The sequence below is a fragment of the Saccharospirillum alexandrii genome (genome assembly GCF_004000275.1).
GTDB classification, from domain to species: domain Bacteria; phylum Pseudomonadota; class Gammaproteobacteria; order Pseudomonadales; family Natronospirillaceae; genus Saccharospirillum; species Saccharospirillum alexandrii.
In genome coordinates, this window is the sequence record NZ_RCIP01000001.1 from 1,495,445 (window position 1) to 1,508,058 (window position 12,614).

A 12,614-nucleotide genomic window follows, 5' to 3' on the forward strand; every position below is an offset into this window, starting at 1 on the left:
TGACTCTCGCTCCCGGGAGTCGGCACAGGTACACTGACAGGACCACAGTTTCTCCCACGGGCTTCCACTTGGAGGCCCGTTTTATTTCAGGGTTAACCGTTCATGTTATGGCATTTAATCGCAATTGCAGTATCGGGCCTGGGTGCCGCTGGCATTGGCCTTTTCCTACGTTTTCTCAGCCGAAAGAAATTACCCCGATGGATCATCCCGGTCTTTGCCGGTGCGGGCATGCTGGCTTACCAGATCAACTTTGAGTACAGCTGGTTCGAGTTGAAACAGGCGCAGCTCCCCGAGGGTTCCGTGGTGGTTTCGACCGAGTCCCCCAACCAGGTCTGGCGCCCCTGGACCATGGTTTACCCCATGATCAATGCCTTTACCGTGCTTGATGTGAACAACAGAGTTCAGCGCGAACAAGATGGCGACACCATTGTCCGCTTCGTGATGTATCGCTTTGAAAAACAACACATCGACCAGGTGACCTATCAAACCTATCTGCTCAACTGCACCACGACCGAGCTGGTACCCATGACCGAAGCCGGAGAGGCCCAGGTCAATGACATCCGCACCCTTGATCAAGACAGCACTATCATGACTGAAGCCTGCCAAGCACTTTGAGATTGGGCGCTGAAGGTGGCATTCTTGCAGCGCCATTCATCAGGGGAACGTCATGCAAATAGCAGTCTATTGCGGCTCAAAAAGCGGTTATAGTACGGAATACATCGATCTGGCCACGAACCTGGGCCAACAAATGGCCCGGCGACAGCATGATCTGATTTACGGCGGCGCCAACATTGGCCTGATGGGCGCGGTGGCCGATGCCGTGCTGGCCGGTGGCCGCCAGGTGCTGGGTGTGATGCCCAAAGCACTGGTCGACCGGGAAGTCGCTCATCCGGGTATCACGGAATTGCAGGTCGTCGACACCATGCATGAACGCAAGGCCGGCATGGCCGACCCAGCCGATGCCTTTGTCGCGCTGCCCGGCGGGCCAGGCACCATGGAGGAGCTGTTTGAAGTCTGGACCTGGCAGATGCTGGGCTACCACAACAAGCCGGTGGCCATTCTGAATCACAGGGGTTACTACGATCCGCTGCTCACCATGATCACCCGAATGACCGAGCAGGGCTTCGCCTGGGCCGACCTCACGACCACACTGATCATCGAATCGACGGTCGACAGCCTGCTGACCACCCTGGAAAGCCAGGTCCGGCCCCAATGAACATCGCTTTTTTCATGCGCGCCTACACCGGTTTGCTGGGTGTGGCCGCCACAGTAGCCCTTCTCGCCCTGCTGAACGGGGCAGAACCTGCGCCCTGGTGGGGGGTTCTGCTGGCGGTCGCACCCATGGCCCTGCATTTCACCCTGCGCGCCACTCTAACCGGGCGCCCGCGCAAACGCTGGCTTATGCCGCAGCAAGTCTTCACCATTGGCGGCCTGGGGCTGACCATGAACCCGGATGCGGTTGAACAACCGTCGATACTGGCCTCAGGCCTGGCCGCTGCACTGGTGGTCATGCTGTACATCTATGTGCTGAAGGTCTGGCGGAAGGAAGTGGAGCAGGATAGTGGGGAAGCCGATACATCGGACGACCCCTGATTTGCAGAGCCAGGCGTTACCTCAACAACAACAACGGCTTGTTGGACTTCAACAGCACCTTGGCGGTCAGACTGCCCAGCACCAGCTCGCGCAAACGGGTATGGCTGAAGGCGCCCATCAGCGTCAGATCAATATCGTGCTCGGCCTGGTAGCTCACCAGCGTTTCACTCGGCTTACCGTCCAGGGTGACCGCAGTAACGTTATGACCCGCGGCCTGCAACACCTCTGTTGCCTTGTGCTGCAAGGTGTTTGAGTCAGCCGGGTCTTCCCCTACCGTGACCAGGTGCACCGGGATGCCTTTAAACAGCGGGCTTTGCGCCAGCATGTCGAGTGCCTTGCTGGAGGCATCGCTGCCATCGTAGGCCAGCATGACTTTCTCGGGCACCCTAAACTCGGTGTTTACCACCAAAATGGGTCGGTGCAGGGCGCGTATGGTCGCTTCCAAGTGGGCGCCCAGGTGTGTGGTGTCCTGCTCGTGCTCTTCGCCACGAATACCCAGCACCAGAACGCGAATGTCGTCTTCCATCTCGATCAGGGATTCTGTAAGGCTACCGTGGCGCTGTTTGGTCGAGGCTTCAGTACCGCCCTGCCCGATCCGCTCTTTGGCAGCCGCCAGCATCAGCTTACCCTGCTCCATCATCAGCCGGTTACGCTGCTCTTCGACTTCGGTCAGTTCCTGCAACAGCGTATCGCGGCTGCCCAGCCCAATGGCACCGGACAGGTCAGCCGTAGAAGCACCCACCGGATGCTCCAGGTTGTGTAATAACTGCAAGGGGGCACCCGTGCGCTGGCTGATCCAGGCGGCATAGTCACAGACCGACTGGCTGTATTTGGAACCGTCGATACAGGCCAGTATTTTATTGTCGTTGTTAAACATCAGTGACCTCCTAACACTTTGTCGATCTCTTCGGGTTTATCGTGCACCCCAAAGCGGTCAACGATGGTTTCACTGGCTTCGTTCAGGCCAATGATCTCAACCTGTGCCCCTTCACGGCGGAACTTGATCACGGCCTTGTCGAGTGCGCCCACGGCGGTGATGTCCCAGAAATGAGCACGGGTCAGGTCAATAACAACATGATCGACGGCTTCTTTGAAGTCGAATGACGCCAAAAACTTCTCGGATGACGTAAAGAAGACCTGGCCGATGACGCTGTAACGGCGGGTATCGGTCTGTTCATCCAGCTCGCTGGTTACATACATAAAGTGCCCCACCTTGTTGGCAAAGAACAATGCCGCCAGCAGCACGCCCGCAAAGACACCGTAGGCCAGGTTGTGCGTCCAGACCACAACGACAACGGTAACGACCATCACAATATTGGTCGACAGAGGGTATGTCTTAAGGTCTTTGAACGAGCCCCAGTTGAAGGTACCGATAGAGACCATGATCATCACCGCCACCAGGGCGGCCATCGGTATCTGCGACACCCAGGGGTTCAGAAAGACCACCATGATCAGCAGAACGACGCCGGCAATCAGCGTCGACAAACGCCCACGACCGCCCGATTTAACGTTGATGACCGACTGTCCGATCATGGCGCAACCGGCCATGCCACCCATCAGGCCAGAACCGATGTTGGCAACGCCCTGGGCCTTGCACTCGCGATTTTTATCGCTGGGGGTGTCGGTCAGATCATCGACAATGGTCGCTGTCATCAGCGATTCGAGAATCCCGACCATGGCCAGCGCAAACGCATAGGGGAAAATGATTTGCAGGGTTTCAAGGGTCAGCGGCACATCAGGCCACAGAAACATGGGCAGGGTATCCGGCAGTTCGCCCAGATCGCCCACCGTTCTGATTTCAAGCCCCAGAACCATGCTTACGCCCGTGAGTACAACAATGGTCACCAGCGGCGAGGGGATGGTTTTGTTGATCAGCGGAAACAGATAAATGATGCCCAGGCCGGCTACCGTCATCGCATAGACGTGCCAGGTGACATTGGTCAACTCCGGCAATTGCGCCATAAAGATCAGAATCGCCAGGGCATTCACAAAGCCCGTGACCACTGAGCGCGATACAAAGCGCATCAGCTCGCCCATGCGCAAATAGCCGATCACTATCTGCAGAACACCGGTCAACAGCGTTGCCGCCAGCAGATATTCGAGCCCATGCTCTTTCACCAGCGTCACCATCAACAATGCCATGGCGCCGGTGGCGGCCGAAATCATACCCGGCCGGCCGCCGGTAAAGGCGACGACAACGGCGATGCAGAAGGACGCGTACAAGCCAACCTTGGGGTCAACACCTGCAATGATGGAAAAGGCAATGGCTTCGGGGATCAACGCGAGAGCAACAACCAAACCGGCGAGCACATCGCCACGAACATTCCCGAACCAGTCTTTTCGGGTAGAAGATAACAACATAGGGACCTCAGAGGGTACGAGTTAACGATTAAGTGCCGCGTATCGGCGAGCCATACAGGATGCGTGTCCTGGATGAACAGATTAGGTCAGACATAGGCGTCTGCAGAGATGGGATGGTGCGCTAGGGTGGCGTAAGAATCACAATGGGTGCTGCAGGCTCAGTCGGTAAAGGGACGCGCATAATAGCGGCTGGGGAGTAGATAACAACCCCCGGAAACCAAGTTCCGGAGTTCAAGCAGCTGCATCGCCTTGAACCCGCGAAGGGTGGTAGGGCTGCTCTTGCGGGGGCGCCGTGAATACTTCCATGTAGGCTTAACTTCGGCATCCATGCCTCAGATACCCCCGCAAGAGCAGCCCCACCACCCTTCGCTCTCCTGCTGCAAGCTCCAAACCTTGGAGAAAAGGGGTCAAATGTAAATTGAGCAACAAACCGAGTGTCAGGCGTCGGGTGTACCTATCTGGGGTAGTCTGCAGCATGGATGCTGCAGCCTAGGCCCCATGGATGGGTTCACGCCGACCCCAGATAGGTACACCCGGTGTCTGGCACGGACTATAGGCACCAACTAGAAGAAGCCCATAGGGTTCACGTCGTAGCTGACCAGCAGGTTCTTGGTCTGCTGGTAGTGATCGAGCATCATTTTGTGGTTTTCGCGGCCGACACCGGATTTCTTGTAGCCACCGAAGGCCGCGTGTGCCGGGTAATGGTGGTAGCAGTTGGTCCAGACGCGGCCGGCTTCGATGCCGCGGCCCATGCGGTAGGCCCGATTCATATCCCGTGTCCACAATCCGGCGCCCAGGCCGAACTCGGTATCGTTGGCGATTTCCAGCGCTTCGGCCTCATCTTTAAAGGTGGTGACCGACACCACCGGGCCAAAGATTTCTTCCTGGAAGACGCGCATCTTGTTGTGGCCTTTAATCAGCGTTGGCTGAATGTAGAAGCCGGACTCGTACTTGCCTTCCGTTGTGCCCAGCTGATCACCGCCCAGCAGGAACTCAGCGCCTTCTTCCCGGCCAATAGCAAAATAGCCCATGATCTTGTCGAATTGCTCCTGTGATGCCTGAGCGCCGACCATCACATCGGTATCGAGTGGGTTACCGCGTTTGATCTGGTTGGTGCGTTCAATCACTTTCTTCATGAACTCGTCGTAAATCGATTCATGCACCAGCAAACGGGAGGGGCAGGTGCAGACTTCACCCTGGTTAAAGAACGCCAGCACGACCCCTTCGATGCACTTGCTCAGGTAGCTGTCTTCATGTTGCATCACGTCTTCGAAGAAGATGTTGGGTGACTTGCCACCGAGTTCTACAGTAGAGGGAATGATGTTTTCAGCGGCACATTTGAGAATGTGCGAGCCGACTGGCGTGGAGCCGGTGAAGGCAATTTTAGCAATGCGCTTGCTGGTCGCCAGTGCCTGGCCGGCTTCAGCTCCGTAGCCGTTCACAACATTCAACACACCCGCTGGCAGCAGATCTTCAATCAGTTCAATGAACTTCAGAATGGACCAAGGCGTCTGCTCGGCTGGCTTCAACACGATGCAGTTGCCGCTGGCCAGTGCCGGAGCCAGCTTCCAGGCGGCCATTAACAGCGGAAAATTCCAGGGAATGATCTGCCCGACCACGCCCAGCGGTTCGTGAAAATGATAGGCAACGGTGTGCCCGTCGATCTCACCGATGGAGCCTTCCTGCGCACGAATCGCCCCGGCAAAATAACGAAAGTGGTCCACCGCCAGTGGTACATCGGCATTCAGGGTTTCCCGCACGGCCTTGCCGTTATCCCAGGTTTCGGCGATGGCAATCATTTCCAGGTTTTGTTCAAGCCGGTCGGCAATCTTCAGCAGGAGGTTGGAGCGCGCGGTGACCGACATTGCCCCCCAGGCGGCCTTGGCGGCATGGGCGGCATCGAGTGCCAGGTCGATGTCTTCGGCACTGGAGCGCGGAATCTGGCAGAAGATATCGCCCGTCACTGGCGACACATTATCAAAGTATTGGCCCTTAACGGGTTCGACCCATTGTCCGCCAATAAAGTTGCCATATCGCGTTTTTACGGAGACGGGAGAATCGGGCTGGCCGGGGTGCGAATAGAGCATGGTTGTTACCTCTTGCTGTTGTTGTTTTGTGTGAATCCACATAGGTAATCGCAACAGCCGTGCCAGCGCTTGCATTGATGCCGGGAAGGGGCTAAAACAAAGGAGCTGAACAGCAAGGTGAACCAGACCTGCAAGGCGTGCCAGCCGGGGCTTTGCGCCCCTCTGAACATCGCCGCAACCCCAGTAATTATGGGCCACTCAGCACGTACATCGACTACAAGAATAAAAACTCAAACGCCGGTCGGGTATCGGCGATCACCCGAACAGGGTGTTGCAGGGTGCATCAGGTGTTGCAAAATGCCTCACCCGGGAGATCACAGATGGCTTCTTCGACTCACCCCAGTGCCGAGGCACTGGCTGCCGCCAGGCATCAGTTTTTTGAACAGCGCCAGACGCCCGGCTCGCTGATATCGCCGTTGATCGAGCGTTCCTGGCAGCGCAGCCTCAAGGCAGGCCTGACACCGGAGCACTGCAGCCGGGAAGCGCGGCTGTCGCAACCTGAATTTCGCGACATTCGCGAACGCAACCACACCCTGCTCGCCATCGCCCGACCGCAACTGGAAAGTCTGTACGAGCAAATTCAGGACACCCAATGCGCCGTCTTACTGGCTGACCAGGCAGGCACAATTCTGCATGGTGTGGGCGATGCGGGCTTTGTACCGGAAGCTCGACGCGTAGAATTGATGCCGGGCGGTGTCTGGAGTGAAGGCGCCCGGGGCACCAATGCCATTGGTACCGCCGCCAGCGAGGGGCTTTCGGTGGTGGTGCATGGCCAGGAGCATTTTCTCGACCAGAACGGCTTTTTAACCTGTGCTGCTGTGCCGGTATTTGATCCCAATGGCCAGGTGATTGGTGTACTCGATATTTCCAGCGATGCACGGCAGTCACAGCGGCACACCATGGCGCTGGTCAATCTGGCGGTATCGATGATTGAGAACAGCCTGCTCGAACGCACCTGCGAACGGGCACATTTAATGTACCTGCACCCTCATGCTCACCTGCTGGGGGGCTTGTATGAGGGTATTCTGGCTTACGACGATAGCGGCCACCTCATTGGTGCCAATCGCTGGGCGCGGCAGCACCTGAATCTTCCTGACCGCAGTGAACACCCCCTCAATCTGCACACTTTGTTTCCAAGATTGACCGAGCCCGGAGCCCAGGCCAGCCTGGTGACGCACAGTGGCCAAACCCTGCACGCCCGACACAAGGCCTATAGAGCACCGTCGAGCCTGACCAAAACAACACCGGTTTCGCGTCCAACCACAGCACCCGATCCGCTGCTGGCACTGGACAGTACCGACCCGGGCATCGCCAACCTGATAAAACAGGCAAGGCGCATCGTCGGCCAGGGCATTCCCATCCTGCTGCAAGGCGAAACCGGGGTCGGCAAGGATGTCTGGGCCAGAGCACTCCACCAGGCTGGTCCCCGCAACGGCGCCATGGTAGCGGTCAACTGCGCAGCCATTCCCGAAAGCCTGATCGAAGCCGAACTGTTTGGTTATCGCCCGGGCGCTTTTACCGGGGCTGACAAGGCAGGCTCGCGGGGCCGGATACTGGAAGCCGACAAAGGCACCCTGTTTCTCGATGAAATCGGCGATATGCCACCCGCCCTGCAACCGCGGTTGCTGCGCGTGCTGCAAGAACGGCAGGTGATTCCGGTCGGTGGCGGTCAGCCCATTCCGGTCGACTTCGACCTGATCTGCGCCACCCACACCCAACTGGGCGAAGCCGTTAGCCAGAGTCTGTTTCGACAGGATCTGTATTACCGGATTAATGGCCTGACACTCAATCTGCCACCCTTGCGCGAACGGGAGGACATCAGAAGCCTGATCGACACGGTTCTGGCTGACCTTGGCGGCGGCGCGCTAAGCCCGGCCAGTTGCAAACTGCTCGAGCACCACCCATGGCCCGGCAACCTGCGACAGCTGCATTCCGTGCTCAGGACCGCCCGCATTCTGTGCGAACCGGACCAGCCGATCGAACCCGAGCACCTGCCGGCTGACTTTCTCGCCGAAGCCCGGGCTGCAACGCCAATGGGACGGAGCGGCCCCGCCCTGGCCGATTGGGAGCACCATGCCATCAACGCGGCTCTGACAAACCACCAGGGGAACGTTTCAGCAGCAGCCCGTGAACTGAATATTGACCGCACGACCCTGCATCGAAAGTTGAAGCTTATGAAGGGTAAAGGCGACTAGTGTCACGACGACCTATTGCGGCATCTGCATTGTTTGAATCCTAATAATTCGTACTTTGCAATTGGATTCCCATAAAAATGTTACCAATCGGTCACATTTTTCGGGTAATGTGGGTAGGATCATTTTTTGACCAGATGTTCAACTAATGATGCTGCATCGTACTTTCGGGTGCGTTATAAAAACCATGCTACTTAGAACGCAGCTCAGCAGTCGATACGCTGCACTCACAAAAAAAACAATAACGGGACTCTGTGGTCGGCAACCCACACGGATGTCAGTGAGCCCCGCAGTCAATGAGAGGGATACCATGAACGCCAGACGAACTACCCTGGCCCTGATGATTGCCGCGGCCTCTGCCGGCGGTGCCCAGGCCGATCTGATCTTCTCCGAATACATTGAAGGCTCCTCCTTCAATAAAGCCATTGAATTGCAAAATACCGGCGACGCCACGGTCGACCTCAGTCAATACGCGGTCGAACTGTACTCCAATGGCAATACTAGCCTGAATACCTCCCTGACCCTGAGCGGCACCCTGGCGGCTGGCGATGTCTATGTCATCGCCAACAGTCAGGCTGCACAGGACATTTTGGACGTCACCGACATAACCTCAGGCGTTGCCAACTTCAACGGTAACGATGTTGTCCTATTGCGCGAAGTCGACACCGTCGTCGACCGAATTGGCCAATTGGGTAATGGCGATACCTTCGGTGCCAATGTCACCCTGGTGCGCAAAACTGACATTACCGAGGGTGATCCTGACTTTACGGCCACCTTCGACCCAACCGCCCAATGGGATTCCTACCCGAGTAATACCTTTGCGTATCTGGGTAACGGTGGGACAGGTGATGACGATGACCCGGACGATCCGGTATTGGCGCAATGCGGCGACCCGATGACATTGATCTCGGCCGTACAGGGCAGCGGTGACGAATCTCCCCTGCTCGGCCAGAGTGTGTCGGTTGAAGCCATTGTGGTTGGCGATTACCAGGCCGGAAACCAGCTCAGCGGTTTCTTCCTGCAAGAAGAAGATGCCGATCAGGATGGTGATGCAAGCACCTCTGAAGGCCTCTTTGTCTTCTACTCCGGTACCGACGTTGCCGTCGGCGACCGCGTTGTCGTCAACGGTTCGGTGGACGAGTACTTTGGCCTGACTCAGATCAATGATGTCGACGGCATCAGCGTCTGTGCCAGCAACCAGCTGTTGCCGACACCGGCACTGGTCTCACTCCCTCTGGATGATGCCGACGACCTCGAAGCCTTTGAAGGTATGAGCGTCGCCAGTAACCAGACCCTAACGGTCAATGAGGTGTATCAACTGGGGCGCTATGGCGAATTCACCGTCAGCGAGGGTCGTCGTTACATTCCGACCGAAGTTGCGGCACCAGGCCCCGATGCCTTCGCCGTGAACGCTGCCAACGACCTGAACAAGCTGGTTGTTGAAGACGGCATTCGCACGCAAAACCCGGATCCAATGCGCTTCCCGGCGCCTGAGTTGTCGGCCTACAACACCTTGCGCATTGGTGAAACCATCACCAATCTGAGTGGGGTTCTGAACTATTCGTTCGGCGCTTACAAGCTGATCCCGACGAGTGATTTGCAACTGCAGGGCACCAACCCGCGCACCGCCGCACCGGAAGACACTCTGGATCGCGACATGCGCGTGGCCAGCTTCAACGTGCTGAACTACTACAATGGTGATGGCCTGGGCGGTGGTTTCCCGACCGACCGTGGTGCCGATACACCGCTTGAACTGGAGCGTCAGGAAGCCAAACTGGTTGCTGCGTTGTCGGCACTCGACGCCGATGTGATCGGTCTGATGGAAATCGAGAACGACGGCTTTGACGAAAACAGTGCCATTGCCCAATTGGTCGATGCCCTGAACGTGACTCAGCCAGCGGATAAGATTTACGATTACATCTCAACCGGTGGTGCAGGTGTGGGCACCGATTCGATCGCGGTGGGCTTAATCTACCGTCCCGATGTGGTGGCACCGGTCAACAGTGCCCAGGTGTTGTCGAGTGATAATTCGCCATTGGACGATCAAGGCGAACCGCTGTTCAACGATGAGAAGAATCGCCCGGCGCTGACGCAGAGCTTCGAGCATCTGGGCAGTGGTGATCGCTTCACGGTTGTGGTCAATCACCTGAAGTCCAAGGGCTCTTCCTGTGACGATGTTGGCGACCCGACCGACCCGAACTTGCAGGGCAACTGCAATGGGGTCCGTACGGCAGCAGCGATGGCCATGGCCGAATGGCTGAGCACCAACCCGACCGGTGTTGATGATGCCGATGTCATGATCATCGGTGACCTGAACGCCTATTCGATGGAAGACCCGCTGCAGGTGCTCGCCGATGCTGGCTATGCCAATCTGAAAGGCGAAGGTGAATACTCTTACGTCTTCGATGGCGAATCCGGCAACCTGGACCATGCACTGGCCTCTGCCAGCTTGCAGGCCAAGGTGATCAAGGTTCAGGACTGGCACATCAATACCGATGAGTCGCTGGTGCTGGATTACAACACCGAGTTCAAGAGCGACAATCACGTTGAGCTCTTGTATGCGCCAACGCCTTACCGGTCTTCCGACCATGATCCGGTCATCGTCGACTTCAACCTGAACACGCCACCGAACGCTTCGTTCAGTGTGTTCAAGTTCCTGTTCTGGTACATCTTTATCAGCGACAGCAACGATGATGACGGCTATGTCGTCGACCATGAATGGCAGGCAGGGTCATTCACCTTCTCAGGTGACTGGAATGTAATTCCGAGGTACCTGCTCAAGCGCAACAAGGTACGTGAGGTTACCCTCACCGTCACCGATAACGATGGCGCGACCAGCAGTCTGACTCAGACGCTGCCGCGTTAATCTCTCTGGCTGGGGCATCCTTCCATGGAGCCCCGGCACTTCTAATTAGGTGCCATGAATTCGTGCTGGGCACCGGGTATGACTATCCGGGGTCGGCGTGAACCCGTCCATGGGGCCTAGATCGCAACATCCATGTTGCGAACTTCCCCGGATAGTCACACCCGGCACCCGGCACTTAACCTAGTGTCACTTCCAAATAAGCCACTCTACTCCCGTATCTGAGCAACAGTTTCGCGGGGATTATTGACTCAAGTTTCGGAGTTCGCTAAGGCGACTAGCGGCGGATGCTGGGTATGCCTCTGTGGGGTAGTCCGCAGCAGGGATGCTGCGGCCTAGGCTCCACGGACGGATCTACGCCGACCCCACAGAGGCATACCCGGTATCCGGCGCGGACCACCGCCACTTCTGCGGACTCAAACTCCGAAACTTGAGTTAATAATCCCTGTTCATCAAATCATCACGATACTGTCGTCCAACTGTCATTTCCCGGCAATAGTCTGAACCTGTCTGCTATGACCGGAGCCTGCCGTTATGACGAATCGATCCGTACGTGCTGTGTTTATTTCCGATATTCATCTTGCCAACCCCAATAGCCAGGTTACGCTGCTCGAAGAATTTCTGCGCACGACTGAGATGGAAACACTTTATCTGCTTGGCGATATTGTCGACCTGTGGAAACTGAGCACCCGCAAAGGCCGCTGGTCCCGCCAGCACGAAGCCATTTTGAAGTTGATTCTGGCCAAGGCCCATAACGGCACCAAAGTGGTTTATGTACCGGGTAATCATGACCCCTTCTTTCGTCATTTCGCCGATACTACGCTGGGGCCGATCAGCGTGGAGCACGAGGCGATCCATACCTCCGCAACCGGTGAGCGCTATTTGTTGCTGCACGGCGACCGGTTCGATGACGACATTTATTGCGGGCATTTCTGGTGGCATCTGGGTGAGTGGGCCTATGAGTCCATCGTAACGCTCAACCGCCATCTAAACCGGGTACGCGCGCTCTTTGGCAGACCTTACTGGTCGTTGCCGGGTGCGTTGAAAGTGCGCAGCAAAAAAGCCCGGGCCTACATCGAGAGTTTTGAAACCAAGGTGATTGATTACGCGCGTAGCCAGGGAGTTCAGGGGGTGATCTGCGGCCACATCCATCAGGGCACGCTGCGCATTAGCGATGGTTTTGTCTATGCCAACGATGGCGACTGGGTTGAGAGCTGCACGGCCCTGCTGGAACACCAGGATGGCAGCCTGGAACTTCTTCAGGTGCCGCACGCGGCCACCCAGCCCGGCATGCGATTGCACCCGGCCATGTCACCCAAGCAGGCGACTGCATTACACAGCCAGGCTCATTGAAACCTTTACTTACGTTTCTCTACGAAATAATTACGCTTGCAGTGTCAATTGAATCACAAACGCTGCGGTAGCACGTTGTACTGTTTGCGATTAAGGGCCAAAGTATAGGGGTACTCCATTCGCCGATGTAAAGGAGCCATTGAGTCCCGGTGCACCGCAAGCAAC

Annotated in this window: 9 protein-coding genes; 6 read left to right on the forward strand and 3 right to left on the reverse strand. The window is 56.9% G+C overall.

The features are described 5' to 3' along the window. The first annotated feature begins 102 nt into the window (after nucleotides 1–102). Genes EP166_RS06670 through EP166_RS06680 form a run of 3 tightly spaced genes read left to right on the forward strand, consistent with a single transcriptional unit; the run spans nucleotide 103 to nucleotide 1,593 of the window. A complete protein-coding gene (locus EP166_RS06670; RefSeq protein WP_127555980.1) occupies nucleotides 103–615 on the forward strand; it encodes a hypothetical protein in 513 nt (170 codons plus the stop codon). 52 nt (nucleotides 616–667) lie between these two features. Beyond that, a complete protein-coding gene (locus EP166_RS06675) occupies nucleotides 668–1,216 on the forward strand; it encodes an LOG family protein (RefSeq protein WP_127555981.1) in 549 nt (182 codons plus the stop codon). Then, nucleotides 1,213–1,593, forward strand: a complete 381-nt coding sequence (locus EP166_RS06680; protein WP_127555982.1) for a hypothetical protein — start codon at nucleotides 1,213–1,215, stop codon at nucleotides 1,591–1,593. Before EP166_RS06675 ends, EP166_RS06680 begins: the two co-directional genes overlap by 4 nt. A gap of 16 nt (nucleotides 1,594–1,609) precedes the next feature. Here EP166_RS06680 and EP166_RS06685 read toward each other — a convergent pair whose 3' ends face one another. The 3 genes from EP166_RS06685 to exaC all read right to left on the reverse strand — a co-directional run bounded on the left by EP166_RS06685 (nucleotide 1,610) and on the right by exaC (nucleotide 6,041). Then, nucleotides 1,610–2,470, reverse strand: coding sequence for a universal stress protein (locus tag EP166_RS06685; protein WP_127555983.1), 861 nt, complete (start codon nucleotides 2,468–2,470; stop codon nucleotides 1,610–1,612). Beyond that, nucleotides 2,470–3,954, reverse strand: coding sequence for a SulP family inorganic anion transporter (locus tag EP166_RS06690; RefSeq protein WP_127555984.1), 1,485 nt, complete (start codon nucleotides 3,952–3,954; stop codon nucleotides 2,470–2,472). Before EP166_RS06690 ends, EP166_RS06685 begins: the two co-directional genes overlap by 1 nt. Before the next feature lie 563 nt (nucleotides 3,955–4,517). After that, on the reverse strand, nucleotides 4,518–6,041 hold the full coding sequence (exaC, locus tag EP166_RS06695) for an acetaldehyde dehydrogenase ExaC (protein WP_127555985.1): 1,524 nt from the start codon (nucleotides 6,039–6,041) through the stop codon (nucleotides 4,518–4,520). 320 nt (nucleotides 6,042–6,361) lie between these two features. Between exaC and EP166_RS06700 the strand changes: the two genes are divergently transcribed. The 3 genes from EP166_RS06700 (at nucleotide 6,362) to EP166_RS06710 (ending at nucleotide 12,449) form a co-directional block, all read left to right on the forward strand. Beyond that, complete coding sequence (locus EP166_RS06700) at nucleotides 6,362–8,236, forward strand: sigma-54-dependent Fis family transcriptional regulator (RefSeq protein ID WP_127555986.1); 1,875 nt, start codon at nucleotides 6,362–6,364, stop codon at nucleotides 8,234–8,236. 307 nt (nucleotides 8,237–8,543) lie between these two features. Further along, the gene (locus tag EP166_RS06705) at nucleotides 8,544–11,099 is read left to right on the forward strand and encodes an ExeM/NucH family extracellular endonuclease (RefSeq protein WP_164743842.1); all 2,556 of its coding nucleotides are present in this window, start codon (nucleotides 8,544–8,546) and stop codon (nucleotides 11,097–11,099) included. 531 nt (nucleotides 11,100–11,630) lie between these two features. Next, nucleotides 11,631–12,449, forward strand: coding sequence for a UDP-2,3-diacylglucosamine diphosphatase (locus EP166_RS06710; protein ID WP_127555988.1), 819 nt, complete (start codon nucleotides 11,631–11,633; stop codon nucleotides 12,447–12,449). Nucleotides 12,450–12,614: the final 165 nt, after the last annotated feature.